Origin of the sequence: Flavobacterium cupriresistens, from assembly GCF_020911925.1 — a bacterium.
GTDB classification, from domain to species: Bacteria; Bacteroidota; Bacteroidia; order Flavobacteriales; family Flavobacteriaceae; genus Flavobacterium; species Flavobacterium cupriresistens.
On sequence record NZ_CP087134.1, the window covers coordinates 5615581 to 5631628 of the forward strand.

The 16048-nt window shown below is 33.5% G+C and carries 13 protein-coding genes and 1 pseudogene; 8 read left to right on the forward strand and 6 right to left on the reverse strand.

Features of this window, described 5'->3' with window-relative positions; all coding sequences use genetic code 11:
- The first annotated feature begins 37 nt into the window (after positions 1-37).
- The 4 genes from LNP23_RS22255 to LNP23_RS22270 all read left to right on the forward strand — a co-directional run bounded on the left by LNP23_RS22255 (position 38) and on the right by LNP23_RS22270 (position 4601).
- A complete protein-coding gene (locus tag LNP23_RS22255; RefSeq protein ID WP_230002930.1) occupies positions 38-1540 on the forward strand; it encodes an OmpP1/FadL family transporter in 1503 nt (500 codons plus the stop codon).
- 214 nt (positions 1541-1754) lie between these two features.
- On the forward strand, positions 1755-3068 hold the full coding sequence (gene rimO / locus LNP23_RS22260) for a 30S ribosomal protein S12 methylthiotransferase RimO (protein WP_047778432.1): 1314 nt from the start codon (positions 1755-1757) through the stop codon (positions 3066-3068).
- A 42-nt stretch (positions 3069-3110) separates the two neighbouring features.
- The gene (locus tag LNP23_RS22265) at positions 3111-3662 is read left to right on the forward strand and encodes a hypothetical protein (RefSeq protein ID WP_047778433.1); all 552 of its coding nucleotides are present in this window, start codon (positions 3111-3113) and stop codon (positions 3660-3662) included.
- A 33-nt stretch (positions 3663-3695) separates the two neighbouring features.
- Positions 3696-4601 carry an N-acetylmuramoyl-L-alanine amidase gene (locus tag LNP23_RS22270; protein WP_230002931.1) on the forward strand — a complete coding sequence of 302 codons (906 nt, stop codon included), beginning with the start codon at positions 3696-3698 and terminating at the stop codon, positions 4599-4601.
- Between the two features lie 817 nt (positions 4602-5418).
- On the opposite strand, the gene LNP23_RS22275 is transcribed toward LNP23_RS22270, so the two are convergent.
- The 4 genes and pseudogenes from LNP23_RS22275 to LNP23_RS22285 form a co-directional block, all read right to left on the reverse strand.
- Complete coding sequence (locus tag LNP23_RS22275) at positions 5419-6906, reverse strand: T9SS type A sorting domain-containing protein (protein WP_230002932.1); 1488 nt, start codon at positions 6904-6906, stop codon at positions 5419-5421.
- Between the two features lie 42 nt (positions 6907-6948).
- A pseudogene (locus LNP23_RS23035) lies at positions 6949-7734 on the reverse strand (IS982 family transposase).
- Between the two features lie 482 nt (positions 7735-8216).
- Positions 8217-9290 carry an outer membrane beta-barrel protein gene (locus LNP23_RS22280; protein ID WP_230002933.1) on the reverse strand — a complete coding sequence of 358 codons (1074 nt, stop codon included), beginning with the start codon at positions 9288-9290 and terminating at the stop codon, positions 8217-8219.
- A gap of 719 nt (positions 9291-10009) precedes the next feature.
- Entirely contained in the window at positions 10010-10966 is a 957-nt protein-coding gene (locus LNP23_RS22285) for an aldo/keto reductase (protein ID WP_230002934.1), read from the reverse strand.
- A gap of 110 nt (positions 10967-11076) precedes the next feature.
- Here LNP23_RS22285 and LNP23_RS22290 point away from each other — a divergent pair, with 110 nt between their 5' ends.
- Positions 11077-11307, forward strand: coding sequence for a DUF433 domain-containing protein (locus tag LNP23_RS22290; protein ID WP_230002935.1), 231 nt, complete (start codon positions 11077-11079; stop codon positions 11305-11307).
- Between the two features lie 158 nt (positions 11308-11465).
- Entirely contained in the window at positions 11466-11648 is a 183-nt protein-coding gene (locus tag LNP23_RS22295; RefSeq protein ID WP_230005172.1) for a DUF5615 family PIN-like protein, read from the forward strand.
- 80 nt (positions 11649-11728) lie between these two features.
- Here LNP23_RS22295 and LNP23_RS22300 read toward each other — a convergent pair whose 3' ends face one another.
- Together LNP23_RS22300 and LNP23_RS22305 are read right to left on the reverse strand one after the other, a co-directional pair.
- Complete coding sequence (locus LNP23_RS22300; protein ID WP_230002936.1) at positions 11729-13309, reverse strand: L,D-transpeptidase family protein; 1581 nt, start codon at positions 13307-13309, stop codon at positions 11729-11731.
- Positions 13310-13475: 166 nt separating this feature from the next.
- Positions 13476-13892, reverse strand: coding sequence for a DUF1573 domain-containing protein (locus LNP23_RS22305; protein WP_230002937.1), 417 nt, complete (start codon positions 13890-13892; stop codon positions 13476-13478).
- A gap of 162 nt (positions 13893-14054) precedes the next feature.
- Between LNP23_RS22305 and LNP23_RS22310 the strand changes: the two genes are divergently transcribed.
- Positions 14055-15317, forward strand: a complete 1263-nt coding sequence (locus tag LNP23_RS22310; RefSeq protein WP_230002938.1) for a sensor histidine kinase — start codon at positions 14055-14057, stop codon at positions 15315-15317.
- Positions 15314-15997 (forward strand): response regulator transcription factor, encoded by a 684-nt coding sequence (locus tag LNP23_RS22315; protein WP_047778441.1) that lies wholly within the window; start codon positions 15314-15316, stop codon positions 15995-15997. The genes LNP23_RS22310 and LNP23_RS22315 overlap by 4 nt, the downstream gene beginning before the upstream one ends.
- Positions 15998-16048: the final 51 nt, after the last annotated feature.

Consider the following 16048-nt stretch of genomic DNA (forward strand, 5'->3'; position numbering starts at 1 on the left):
TTTAACACCCCTTCAAAATCATCTAAAATTAAACCAAATGAAAAAAATATTCTTCCTATTTATAGCAGGACTATCTGTTAGCGTCTCACATTCTCAAGAAGTTTCAGATGCAATGCGTTACGCACAAGACAACATTACCGGAACTGCCCGATTCAGAGCAATGAGCGGCGCTTTCGGAGCAGTTGGAGGCGATCTGTCTTCTTTGACAGTCAACCCTGCAGGATCAGCAATATTCTTAAACAATCAAGCTGGAGTAACTTTCAGCAATCAAAGTAAAAAGAACAACTCCAATTATTTCGGAACCCAAACAAGTGACAACGAAAACTCTTTCATCCTGAATCAGGCTGGAGCTGTTTTTGTTTTTCACGACAGAAATCCTAACAACAACTGGAAAAAAATAGCAATTGGAGCTACTTATGAGAACACAAACAATTTTGATAACAATATTTTCTCTGCCGGAACAAATCCAAGAAATTCAATTGATAAGTATTTTTTAGCTTATGCTAATGGTATTCCTTTAGGAGACATCACAAACATCAACTACGGCGATCAGTTCTATGACGAACAACAAGCTTTTTTCGGATATAACGGTAAAGTTATTTATCCCGTAACCCCAAACAACAGCAACACACTATACACCTCAGGAGTACCATCTGGAGGTAATTATAATCAGAAAAACGAAGTTTACACCAGTGGATACAACAGCAAGGCAAGTTTCAATATCTCGACATCATACAAAGACCGTCTTTATATAGGTGCAAATCTAAATGTACACGTTACGGACTTCAGAAGATCAAGTAGTTTTTATGAAAGCAACCGCAACGCACTACAACCTGTTGAAACAATATCAGACCTGCGTTTTAACAACAATCAGTACACTTACGGGAATGGTTTCTCTTTTCAACTTGGAGCTATTGCAAAAGTTACCGAATCGTTCCGTCTTGGTTTTGCTTACGAATCTAATACCTGGTACGAACTTAATGATGAAATATCTCAAAGTCTATACACTACCAGACAAGCAGCGGGAGGACCAGAAAAATATGAATCTGTTAATCCAAATGTTGTAAACGTTTATAAACCCTATACCTTACAAACTCCGGGAAAAGTAACTTTTAGTGGTGCTTATGTATTCGGAAAATCCGGTTTAATCAGTATTGATTACGCCATTAAAGATTACGGAAACACAAAATACAAACCAAAAAGTGATCAAGGTTTTAGAGGTCTAAACAACGAAATGAGCAACACTTTAACCAGTGCCGCAGAATTAAGAATCGGTGCAGAATACAAAATCAAACAATTAAGTCTCCGTGGTGGATACCGCTATGAAGGCAGCCCTTATAAAAACAAAACAACAATTGGCGACTTAAACAGCTACTCAGGTGGTTTAGGCTACAATTTCGGTAGTACAAAAGTAGATTTAGCTTATTCTTATTTAGAAAGAAAAACAAATCAGGGATTTTTCGCCACCGGATTTACTGACGGAGCCAACATCACATCGAAACTAAATAATGTTTCTTTGACTTTATTATTTGAATTGTAATTAGAAATAAAATAGAATGCTTTAATTTCCGTTAGGTTTATACTTAACGGTTTTTTTTATTCAAAATTAGAGCAAAATCATTTTTTAAACCTCTATAAGTAATACAGATCCTATTTAAATAGCGCAATCCGGTTCACAAAAATCACCTAAAACAAACCGAAACAAGCGGTGTTTGAATAAAAAAGTGTAATTTTGCACTCCAATTTATAAAAGTATGAGAACCAAGTCTTTAAAAAAGAACAAAATTAACGTAATCACTCTTGGGTGTTCGAAGAATGTATATGACAGTGAAGTCTTAATGGGGCAACTTCGTGCAAGCGGAAAAGAAGTTGAGCATGAGGCTCCTGCAGAGAGAGAAGGAAACATCATCGTAATTAACACTTGTGGTTTTATTGATAATGCAAAAGCAGAATCAGTAAATATGATTTTGGAATATGCAGATAAAAAAGACAAAGGACTCGTAGATAAAGTTTTCGTAACCGGATGTTTATCTGAGCGCTACAGACCTGATTTAGAAAAAGAAATCCCAAATGTAGATCAATATTTTGGTACAACAGAATTACCACAATTATTAAAAGCTTTAGGAGCCGATTACAAACACGAATTGTTAGGAGAACGTTTAACTACAACGCCTAAAAATTACGCTTATTTAAAAATTGCCGAAGGTTGCGACAGACCTTGCAGTTTCTGTGCTATTCCGCTTATGCGTGGTAAACACGTTTCTCAATCCATTGAAAAATTGGTTAAAGAAGCTGAAGGTTTGGCAAAAAATGGCGTTAAAGAATTGATTTTAATTGCTCAGGATCTAACGTATTATGGTCTTGATTTATATAAAAAGAGAAATCTTGGTGAACTTCTGGAAGCCTTAGTAAAAGTGGAAGGAATTGAATGGATTCGTTTACATTATGCTTTCCCTACCGGTTTCCCGATGGATGTTTTGGAAATCATGAAACGCGAGCCTAAAATCTGTAATTATATTGATATTCCGCTACAACACATTTCAGATTCTATTCTGAAATCAATGCGTCGTGGAACTACACAGGCAAAAACAACTCAATTATTAAAAGAATTCCGTGCTTCTGTTCCGGGAATGGCGATCAGAACAACCTTAATTGTTGGATATCCTGGTGAAACTCAGGAAGACTTTGAAATTTTGAAAGATTTCGTTCAGGAAATGAAATTTGACCGAATGGGATGTTTTGCATATTCACACGAAGAAAACACACATGCCTATTTGCTTGAAGATGATGTACCGGATGACGTAAAACAAGCCAGAGCAAATGAAATCATGGAATTACAATCTCAAATTTCATGGGATTTGAACCAGGAAAAAGTTGGAAAAGTTTTCAAATGCATCATTGACAGAAAAGAAGGCGCTCATTTTGTTGGAAGAACTGAGTTTGATAGCCCTGATGTTGATAACGAAGTTTTAATTGATGCCTCAAAACATTATGTAAAAACGGGAGATTTTGTTAATATCAAGATAATTGAAGCAACAGAATTTGATTTATACGGAGAACCTGCTTAAATTTACATTATATATTTGCTAACTTTTGACAAAAATACTTTTATGAAATCTATTCAATCTTTATTTCTTTTAGTTTTTACGTTACTATGTGTTACTTCTGTTTCTGCTCAATACGGAAACGGGTACAACAATGGTTACGGTGGTGGTGGTAATGGTTATGGAAGAGGTGGCGGAATGGGAATGGACAGAAGCATGATGCAGGCAGGCCCGCAAGGCTCTCCCAGCAAACCCAAAGAAATTCCTGCCGAAGAAACTGCAGCTAAAATTACAGAGCAGATGAAACCGGTTGTAAATCTTGATGAACTTCAGGTTATTGCAATTACAAATGTTTTTGCTGACAGCTTGAGAGAGCAAGGGATATTGCTGAAAAACGAAAGCAGTAGTCAAGATCAGAAAATTGAACAAATGAAAGCATTAAAAGAGAGCACAACAAAAAAAATAACTGCTTTTCTTAATCCTGATCAAATTGAAAAATACAACTCTTTTATGACTGATTTTAAAGAGGTTAAAAAATCAAAGTCAAAAAAGAAAAAAGAGGCTAAAGAACAGAAAGAAGCAAAAGAAGGTATTGAAACAGAAAAAGTTCAAGAATAACTAACTTAACTTAATTCCAAAATGTAATTGATTATGATGAAAAAACATTTATGTTATCTGCTTTTAGCACTTATTATCTGTTCCTGCTCGACAAATCCATATAAAAACACAGAAAAAGCATACGATCAGCAGTTAAAAACTTTAGAAAATCAAATTACAAGCAAAGAAGCCAAACCAATACCTCCGGTTAGCCCGGTAGTGATTGACACCACATATGCGCAACAACTGGGCATTGTAAAAGACACCTTATCAAAAACAGGATCTACAGTTTTGCTGAATGGCATCAATACAGAATGGATTGGCACGGTTAATTTTAACTTAAGAAAACCAAGTTTTATAGTTATACATCATACCGCACAAGACTCTCTGCAACAAACAATTAACACTTTTACGAAGACAAGAACACAGGTAAGTGCTCATTATATAATTTCGGAAAACGGAAAAGTCGTTCAAATGCTGAATGACTATTTAAGAGCTTGGCATGCCGGATCTTCTACCTGGGGAAAAAACACTGATTTAAACTCCAGTTCAATTGGTATTGAACTTGACAATAATGGCTTTAAACCTTTTACTGAAGTGCAAATTGGTAGTTTGGTAGCTCTTTTGACTAAGTTGAAAAAAGATTACAATATTCCAACTCAAAATATACTGGGACATGCTGATATTGCACCGGGAAGAAAACAAGACCCAAGCGCCTTGTTTCCGTGGAAAACATTAGCAGAAAAAGGATTCGGGATCTGGCCGGATCAAATACTGGAAGAAGCGCCTTTTGATTTTAAGATTGAACAGGCTTTACGTATTATTGGATACAATACCAAAAATCTTTCGGCAGCAATAATGGCTTTTAAATTACATTATATACAGACGGATACAACTTCTGTTTTGGATAGAAAAACGATAGATACTATTTACTCTATTTACAAAAAACAGATTCAATAATTCATCTTTGTACTTTTCGAATAATTCTCAATAATCAAGATAAACTATTCCTAAGCCATCTAATCAGTTGCCTGAATTACAACAACCTATAAATCAATCATTTAAACTGGCCGCAGATTTCAAGAATGCGCATTTAGGATTTTGTGGCAAAGAGTTGCTAACTTCGCAGGCCTATGAGTAAAAAAAAGCCACAGATTAAAGGATCAAAATGATTTCTTTTCCGCACGAATTACACTAATTTTCGCAAATTGTTTCTTTGTTGTTGCGGGGTAAATCATCCTAATCCTTTAATCTTTCACAATGATTCTCTACCTATAATTTTAAAACTTAATTCGTGAAAATTCGTGGAAAATACTAAAAAACAAGAAACACTAACGACTTATTCATCACGAACTTTAAAAAAGAGTTAGATAGAATTAAAATGGTTTCTTTTCCGCCACAAATTACATGAATTATTTCTTTGCTTTTGAGGTTAAATAATCCTTTAATCTTTAGCAATGCTTCTCCCCCAATAATTTTAATCTTAATTCGTGTAGTTCGTGGCGAAATGATAAAAACCAAAAAACAATAACAACTTATTATCAATAACTTAAAAAAAGAGTCAAATAGGATTAAAATGATTTCTTTTTCGCCATGAATTAACTAGTTTTCGCGAATTGTTTCTATGCTATTGGGAGTCAAATCATCCTAATCCTTTAATCTTTAGCAATGCTTCTCCGTCAATAATTTTAAACTTAATTGGTGTAATTCGTGGCAAAATGATAAAAAACACAAACGACTTCTTTCATTATCTTAAAATAGAATTAAAAAGTTTAATTTATTTTTTAATTATTTTTATATTTTTTGATTTACCCGCAACTGTAACATTTAGAAAATAAACACCAGGCTTAAAATTTGACATATCAATACTTCCTTGAGTTGAATGAATAAATTTCTCAACAACGACCTGACCCTGCAAATCGACAACAGCTATACTAGTAATTTTTCTATCATAAGAAATAAACAATTCACCTCTAACAGGATTTGGATAATACCTAAGATTAACTAAATTAAAATCATCTGCTCTCAATTCGGAATTACCCTCTGTATAGGTGAATTTACTGGTTTTCAAATCAGATAAATCAAACGCCCTAACCTGACCTACCAAATATAATTCTTTAGTCGTAGTATTATAATGAGGCGCCCCAATTGCCAAAGTACTACCATCACTAGAAATAAAAACACTTTGACCGGTTCGATCACTAGGTGTTTTTCCGTTGACAACTCCTTTTCGCCCCCAAGAAGTTCCTGAATTGTATTTATACACCTGAACTTGATTTAAATCCGGAGCACCAACAGCCAAAGTGTTACCATTATTAGAAAGCGAAATACTAGAACCGAATGAAGATGTCCCCTCCGTAATAACCGGTCCCATCTGTCCCCAGAATCCTGCACCGCTGTACTTATACACTTGAACCTGACCAGAACCTGCACCAAAATAGGGTGATCCGACAGCCAAAATAGTACCATTTGCAGAAAGTGAAACACTATAACCGCTTTGAGCATCAGCTCCTTTCCCATCAATATCACCTCCAAGCTGTGTCCAGACCCTTCCTTTGTTTTTAAATACCCGCACCTGACCCGAATTCCTCCCCTTTGCACTACTATTAGACGACCCGATTGCCAGAGTATTACCATCTGCAGAAAGCGAAACACTTTGACCACACAAATCAAACCTTCCCTTTCCATAGATTGGATTTCCAAGAGACACCCAAGCACCTCCCTTATTTTCATATACCTGAACCATCCCCGAAGCAAACTGAACATAATCATCATGGGGCGCACCAACAGCCAAAATAGTACCATCTGCGGAAAGGGAAATACTCGTACCACTCCAACTATTATCACTTCCGTAAATAACATTTCCTATCTGCTTCCAGACTCCTGCATTATTTTTATATACCCGCACCGCACCTGCATTTATCTCTTTTATATCATTACCTGGCGCTCCAATAGCTAAAACACTACCATCTCCGGATAGAGAAACACTAGTACCATTATTTTCATCATCATCAATTCCATAAAAAGAATCCCCTAACTGTGTCCAAACTCCTTCCTTATTTTCATAGACCCGAACCACCCCTGTATAGTCTCCAGCTGCATCTACTCTATCCGGTGCTCCGATAGCCAAAATTCTTCCATTAGCAGAAAGCGAAACACTGGAACCACTTTCACTGGCAATTTCCTTCCCATTAATATCACCTCCAATTTGCACTTGTCCAAATCCAAGTATGGGAAACAATAAAACAAGTAATTTGATTTTCATAATAAAAAATTTTAAGGTTAATAAAGCTATTTCTATAAATAATTAAAATTGTTCGTTAATTGATTTGTTTAATTGTAGTCCAAATACAAACTGAGTAAGTTTTATAAAAAAACTTCTGAAATTACTGCATGTATGGTTCTTCGAAAAAGTTTCTAAATAGCACTAATACTTGTTTCTGTCCTCTTGGAATATGATTTTCATTAAATCCTCAAAAAAACACTTATCTTCTTAAAAAAACAGTATCTCCTAAATAGTAATCTAAATAAAACTATTGTTCTAAATAAAAGCTTCATGAGGTAACTTATCAATCAATTTTCCAAGAACTTTTGCAACGGCTGCTATTCCAGGAGTGAAATTAAAAGCTAATTACTATATCATCTTTTTTTGGTCGCGAACTGCACCTCAACACCCTAAAATTATTTTTTCATAAAACCTGAATAACCACACCATTTTCTATGCTAAACTATATGTGCGATTTTCCTATAATTGCATACAGCAACCGGGAAAAATAGATGACATACTGCATTTCATAGCAGAAGTCTTTAAAACTGAACTTACAATCTCAAATAAACAGTATTAAAATATACTCATCTTTATGTAGCCAACTGTTAATTCTGTTTTATCAAGCCTATTGGCACTAAATCCATACTACTTCCTGAACTTTATCGCCAAAAAATACTTACCATAAAAATTGGCTAAAAAACAATTCAGTCAAGATGACTTCACTACACACATACCTGTATTACATGATTTTGTATATGATTAATTCTTTTTTTTAAATATCATCTATTAAACAAAAAATTATATAATTTCATCTTTACAAAACATTGGTAAGATTTATTGGTTCGTAAAACAAGCTTACCATACTTCTCTTGTATTTTTTATGCTTTTGGAACTACCATCTTGAATTAAGTTATCAAAATACATCATTTTCCTACATTAAATTATAATCTTCTTTATTAATGCCTTGAATCGAATTATACTTGTTTATTATTAAAAAACTATCCTCTAATTTATTTAAAGCTAATAAGTACATTTAAACAGTAAGTCTGTAAAGCGCTTGGAAAATCAACAACTAAAAATTTAAAAAAATCAAATTACAAGCAAAGAAGATAAACCGATACCTCCGGTTAGTCCGGTAATACCAAGCGACTTGCCTCATAGAGAAGCAAAAGCTCTATATTTTATAATCATGTCTTATAAAACAAGTCCAACTAATCAACACCCAAAATAAATTCAATAAAAAAGCTGCCAAAACATTTGCACGTTTTGACAGCTCCAAAAAAAAAAAAAATATCAATCTTTATCCCTTAGAAAGAGTATGTTGTAGCAAGTAGAGCAAAAAACATTCCACCAGTTGGAAGAGCGTCAGTGTCTTTAAAAATATCTTCAGAGGCGGCATCATATCTCAACTCCGGGATAATAGTTAACTTTCCAACTTTATAGTTTAGTGAAATCGTGTTCGCAAATACATTTGACCCTGTAAGTGTACCTAAACTCGGAGCAGCATCTTTGGCATTAAAAAATTCCATTCGGTAAGCCAAGCTTAAAGTTTCCTTGAAAGCATAATTGGCATACCCTACTAATGAGAACCACTCTCCATCTAATGTACTGTTAAAATCATTTGTTGTTTTAGCATAAGTAGCATTAAAGCCAAGTCCAAAACTGTCGCTTATTGTTTTTGAAGCTACAAAATCAAATTGCGTTTTATTTTCGTCTGATGCCGGATTAGTACTTCCGGAAGTAAAATTCAAATAAGCACTTCCTGTATCGCCTACATATCCCAATTGTCCTATATACGTTTTCTGTTTTGTCCCTGCATCCATTGCTGATTTAAAATCGGTCGGATTTGTTATTCCGAACATAGCCGAAAATTTCCCTGTTGTATATTGCGCTTTTACACCTGTATTGAAAAACGGCCCATAAGAGAAAGCATAAGACATACTGTAGTTTTTATTGTCTACCGCATCTACCAATTCATAACCGATATGAGTACCAAAACTACCTGCGACTACTTTAAATTTATCTGTTATCTCATACGTAAAATACAATTGCTTGATTAAAAATTTAGCCGTAATATCTTTATCTGTTGTTTCATTGTATGAAAATTCACCTGCTCTTTTTCCGAAACCTAAATCTACAAAAACGGATCCTTTTTTGAATGAGTGAGAAGCTTCAATAGAGGCCATTCCTAACTCGAATGAATCTTGAGAGTTGGTAAAGCTTGTTAAGCCATTCAATTGTTTCGAAAAATCATATTTATAATAGGCGTCTGCAGATCCGGCAAAAGTAGTTGCAGGAGATACTTGTTTTTCACTATCATCTTGGGCAAATACAAAGGAACTGGTTAACATGGCGGCTAAAATGTGAAATGTTTTTTTCATGTTTTTAATTGGTTTTTAGTTGTTAATTGATTTTGGTTAGTTATTCTTTTCTATATCTATTTGCTAGTATATGTCATCTCTAAAACCTCAAATTTATCCCTCAAACCTCTTCATTTTCCTTAGCGAATTTATTAACTTTTGTATGAGTAGGAGAATCAAAATCTATTTTTTTGATGTTTTAAAGCAAGAATTACGGATTACAAAAATTTACTTCTCTAAAATCACTATTTGATATTTACAGCGATTTGTTTTTAAAAATTCAACAACACAAAAAACACAAGTAACCATCAAAAAATAGTAGTTATTATAAAATTACTTATAAAAAATATTAAAAATTGACATTAAAATAAAATCAAAAACAACTAACCCCTTAAAAAAATAGGGTCAATTAAATTTTACGAAAAACTAAAGAAAAACAAAACTCAATTACAACACTTAGAAGCGAAAACAAATAAGAAGTCAAAATTCTTACAATTACAAACAACAAAAAAGCCCGTTCAATTTATGAACGGGCTGAAGAATAACGTATAAAAAAGAATCAAATTCTACTTGCTATAGTTTTACAAAATTGCTTAGTTAATTCCGCATTTTTTTCATTATTAAGCGTATCATTTTTACAGCGACCTTAATCCGACAAAAACAATCCATATAAATTTCTACTTATGGTCTTCTCTTGCAAACTCATTCTTAAGAGGATCAAACATAGAAAACCTATTGAATTATTTCAGGATCAATTCGATTGCATTTAATTCGTCTGAAGAGAAATCTTGTTTTTGCAGGCAGTCGATATTGTTATTCAATTGTCTGACAGAACTTGCACCGATTAAAACGGAAGTAATTCTTTTGTCTTTTTGCAGCCAGGCCAGTGCCATTTGCGCCAAAGACTGACCTCTATTTTGAGCAATTTCATTTAACTGAACTAATTTCTGAATGCGTTCCTGAGTCACCTCATCTTCTTTTAAATGTCCGTTTGGATTATGTGCTCTGGAATTTTCCGGGATTCCGCTTAAATACTTATCGGTTAAAAGCCCTTGCGCTAATGGTGAAAATGCAATACATCCTACTCCCTTTTCTTCCAAAACATCCAACAAACCATTCTCTACCCAACGTTCTAACATTGAATATTTGGCTTGGTGAATCAAACAAGGTGTTCCCAATTGTTGCAGGACATCAACGGCAACTCTGGTTTGTTCCGCGGAATAATTACTGATTCCGACATACAATGCTTTTCCGCATTTTACGGCATGATCTAAAGCCATCATGGTTTCTTCAATTGGCGTTTCAGGATCGGGGCGGTGTGAATAAAAAATATCTACATAATCAATATTCATCCGTTTTAAACTCTGATCTAAGCTAGACAACAGATATTTACGGGATCCCCAATCTCCATAAGGCCCATCCCACATGGTATAACCGGCTTTGGTAGCGATCACGATTTTATCACGTAGATTTCCTTGAAAATTATGCCATAGTATTTTACCAAAATTTTCTTCGGCAGAACCCGGAACCGGTCCGTAATTATTTGCTAAATCAAAATGCGTTATCCCTTTATCAAAAGCTTCTTTGGCGATACTTTCAGCATTTTCAAAGTTATCAACTGACCCAAAGTTATGCCATAACCCTAAAGAGATTTCAGGTAACAGTAGTCCGCTTTTCCCACATCTGTTGTATTTCATTGTTTTGGTTTAATGGTTAAAGTATATAGGTTTTAAAGGTAGAAACAATCTCAATTATTTTAAACGCAAATAGTCCTTTATTTTTGTAAATTTGTTTAAAGCATAAAATTATGAATACTAACTGGCAAAACTTGATTTCTATAGATCCGGATATCCGATTTGGTAAACCTATTATCACAGGAACCAGAATTTGCGTTTCCGATATCCTTTCTTGGTTGTCTACAGGAATGTCTTATGAGGATACTATAGAAGACTTCCCTGAATTAAAAAAAGAACATATTCTTGCGTCTCTGGCATTTGCGGCCAATAGAGAGAATATAACAAAAATAATTGCTGCCTAATGAAATTACTTTTGGATGCAAATATTTCATAGAGAATAATCAAACTAACTTATTGAAAATGATTTTTTTTCTAATTGTTTACATTCTAAAGACATTCAAATAAATCAACCCGCAAAAGATATTGAATTTGGAATTTTGCTAAATAAAATGACTTTACGATTCTCACTCTTGACGATGATTTCGAAAAATTATCACTTTTAAAAGGAGCTCCTCCAAAAGTTATAATTTTAAAAACTTTTAACAAAAACACAAAAGAAATTACGGAACTACTAATTTCAAAAAAAGAAATTATTAAATCATTTATCTTAAATAACGAATTGATGATTTTGGAAGTTTATTAATTATTTCCGTTTAAATAAAAAAACAAACCCGACAGGTTTCAAAAACCTGTCGGGTTTAGATAAACGGTTAGTTTAATCCTTTATTCCTCCGTTAATAATTTCAGAAGGCTTTCATCTCTTTGATAGACATCTTTATAGAAATTCAATCGTCCTTTTCGATCTACCCATGCGGTAAAATAACCGATATAAACCGGAACTTTCTTTTTTAAGGTGTACCAGCTTTCTTTTCCGGCGTGCATGGCTTTGTCAATTCGTTGTGGTGTCCATTTTGGGTCGCTTTTCAGAAGTTCAATTGCCAATTCTCTGGGTTTTGCTACGCGAACGCATCCGTGACTGAAAGCTCTGTTTTCTCTTTCGAACAAACTTTTTGCCGGTGTGTCATGCAAATAAATATTGTTTGAATTTGGAAATAAAAACTTCACTAAACCAAGCGAATTATTTACTCCGGGTACTTGACGCACCGCGCCATTATTCCATTCTAAGTGTTTTTCAGCCAAGTAATTCTTGTTTTTAGCCATTCCGGGTTTAATCTCTTTATTGATAATACTTTGCGGAACATTCCAATAAGGACTAAAAACAATATTATTCATCATACCGCTAAAAATAACGGTTTTCGTCATTGCTTTTCCAACTACCACCTCTGAAACAAAAGTAATTTCATGATCCCGAATCAGATATAATTTAAACTCCGGAATATTAACTTCGATGTATTCTTTACCTTTTTCCAATCCCGGATCAATCCATCTACAACGCTCCATGTTTACTATAATCGTCTTAATGCGATCTGATACCGGTAGATTTAATTCGTCAATATGTTCTTTTACGATTGTATTTTTTGGTGTATTGCCATGATGCATTTGGTAATCTTTCATTGCTGAAATTAGAATCGAATCACATACCGCACTTTTATTATTTTCTTTTAATTCTCCGGTGATAGCAAGTCTTTCTCTAATTTGAGCGATTGCGGTTGCTGAATCTCCCACTTTAAAACTTTTAAAATCATCGCCGACTTCAATCGTTTTCCATCCCCCTTTTTTCTCAATTGATCTGTATTGTTTCAGTGCTTCACGCAGTTTATAATACTGACTGAACATTTTACTTTTATTATCATCATTAATGGTAGCATGCTTGAAAATAGAATCCGAAAAGACCTGATAATTCAGTTTTTTTCGCGGTAGAAGCCATTCTAAAGAAGTTGTTGTCTTTTCATCGACTCCACCGTATACTTTTTCTGCATAATAGAAATACAGATTGGTGATCATTAAATCGGTATCAACCTGTGATAATTTATTATCACCCAGACGTTCGAAAATTGGATTTATCTTTTCGTTGTACGGAAAATTGGTTTTCAATCCTTCGTCTCCCAAATTTTTGTATTTATTAAACAAGGTACTTCCAAACTCTACTACTCCTTTATTATCTAACCACAATTGAGTGTCGTTTTTTTTCTTGTACAACGAGGAAACGTCTCCCTGAAATTTAACTAATTTAGGATACGTTTGATAAAATAGGGCAATGTCTATACTGTCAATAGAAATCTTAAGTTCGGGCACTTCTGCTTTTTGGATCTTTTTCTCTTCCTTTTTATCATTTGATTTAGAATTACAGGAAACAGCAATAAAAAGAATGATAACTGCGGCAAGCGGATACAAAATTTTCATAATGATATTTTTAATAAAAATAAAAAAGTTTTCATGAAAACCGCTCTTTTCTAAAAAAATAAATAAGGACCTAACCACAACATTATTAACCTTTAAAAACGCAAAAAACTCCGGATACATTACATATCCGGAGTTTTCCTCTTTATAACTAATCTATTTAAAACTCTTAGATAACAGTCCCTTTTAAAGTAAGGACTTTAGGTGTAGTTTCGGCACTGGTAGTTACCGTAACCGTTTTTGTAAAACCACCTTTGTTTGCTGCATTATAAGTTGCAGTTACTTTTGCCGATTTACCAGGTAAAATTGGCTCTTTAGTATAATCTGTTGCAGTACAACCACAAGATCCCTGAACATTAGTAATAACTACTGCAGTTTTTCCTGTATTTTTAAATTCATAAACAATTGCTTTTGGAGTTCCTTGTGGAATTTGACCAACATCAATTGTTTCTGCTTTCCAAACAATTACTGAAGCTGTACCTTCCTCCGTTTTTGGAGTAGAAGTCAAAGATTCAACCGGTGCGATTGCAGAAAAAGACATTAATCCTAAAGCTAAAACTAACATCGAAATTTTAATTATTTTCATAGTATTTTTATTTAATGGTTACTGGTTCAATTTTACATTTCAAAAGTACTTTAGAAGAAAACAATTCGCTGTTAAGCGGTTTCAAATCTTTGTTAACAACTTGTTAATGGGTATTTTTGATTTAATTTTTGATTAATATTACACTTGTAAATTGCATTTCCCTTGAAAATAAACAAACTAAATAGTATCATCCTTCTTGGATTAGTTGCCATCATCAGTATATTGGTAGCACAATTACTATGGACAAAAGAAGCTTTTAGCTTGGAACAAAAAAAACTGAGCCAAAAAACGCATATTGCTTTATTGGAAGTTGCTAAAAAACTTTATGAAGGCACCAGTCACGACTTGCCTTCTCAAAATCCGGTTCAGAAAATTGCGAATGATTATTATATTGTAAATGTTGAAAATGATTTTGAACCTGATATTTTAGAGTTTTACTTAAAATCAGAATTCAAAAAAATGAATATCACAACTGATTTTGAATTTGCCATGTACAATTGTCAAAGTGATGAAATGGTTTACGGAAATTACATCTCTTTAACTCAAAAGGGAAATACGAAACAAACCGTTCATTTTCCGAAACATAAAAATCTGGTTTATTATTTTGCCGTTCGTTTCCCAAATGAGACCACTTACCTATTCAGTTCAATGCGTTTTTGGTTTGTCCTTTCAACTGTCATGATTCTTATATTATTGATTTATGTTTATTCGATTTTTACGCTTTTACAGCAAAAGAAATATTCTGAATTGCAGCGTGATTTCATCAATAATATGACACATGAATTTAAAACACCTTTATCTTCTATTTTAATTGCATCCAAGTACCTCATCGAACAAAATCCGATTAAAGAGGACAAAAAACTGTACACTTATACAGATATCATTATCAAACAAAGTCACAAACTGAACAATCATATCGAGAAGATCTTAAACGTAGCCAAGTCGGATCATACGCCTTTGGAATTAAAAACGGAATCTGTTTTGATTATACCCGTTATAGAGGAGATCATTACGAATATTCAGTTAAAGTGTCCGGAAGCCGTTATTAAAATCGAGACAGATTCTGCCGATTATCAGATAGAAACAGACATCTTTCATTTTTCTAACTTAATTTATAATCTGTTGGATAATGCTGTAAAGTATTGCAATGAAAAACCTGAAATTCTGATCCGGATTTCGAAGGAAAATCAAACTTTAAAATTAGAATTCATTGACAATGGAATTGGAATTGCTTCTAAAAATATCTCTTCTATCTTTGATAAATTTTACCGCATACAAAATGAAAAGAGCAACGAGGTAAACGGTTTTGGTCTTGGTTTGTATTATGTGAAAGAAATTTGTACCTTACAATATTGGAAAATAAACGCCACGAATAATTCAGAGAAAGGCATCACCATAATGTTGACAATTCCATATAAAAAATGAAAAACTTTAGAATTCTGTACTCCGAAGATGATGAAACATTAGCGTTTCTGACCAAAGATAATTTAGAGCAAAACAACTATGAGGTTACCCATTGCTCTAACGGAAAATCAAGTTTAGAAACTTTCAAAGAGGAAGATTTTGATATTTGCATTTTTGATATCATGATGCCAAAAATGGATGGTTTTGATCTGGCAACAGAAATCAGAAAAATTGATACTGATGTTCCGATTATTTTTCTTTCTGCGAAAACATTGAAAGAAGACCGCATAAAAGGACTGCGTCTGGGTGCTGATGATTATCTCGTTAAACCCTTTAGTATTGAAGAATTACTTCTGAAAATTGAAATTTTCCTCAAACGATCGCAAAAAAACAATGTCATCAAAAAATCTGTTTATGAAATTGGTAAATACCAGTTTGATACCGAAAATTTCATTCTTTTTAATGAAACGGAAAAAATTAGTCTGACACAACGTGAGGCAGAACTTCTGAAACTTTTTGTCGACAATAAAAACTTAGTTTTAAAAAGACAACAAATCCTTACGTCACTTTGGGGAGATGATGATTATTTTATGGGGCGTAGTTTGGATGTTTTTATTTCGCGACTGCGTAAAATTTTGGTTAACGAAAAAGGAATATCAATTGAAAACCTACACGGAATAGGTTTTCGTTTTACCATGTAATTCACCAAATTAAATTTATATAATTTTGTATTTTTAATATCAAATCTATTC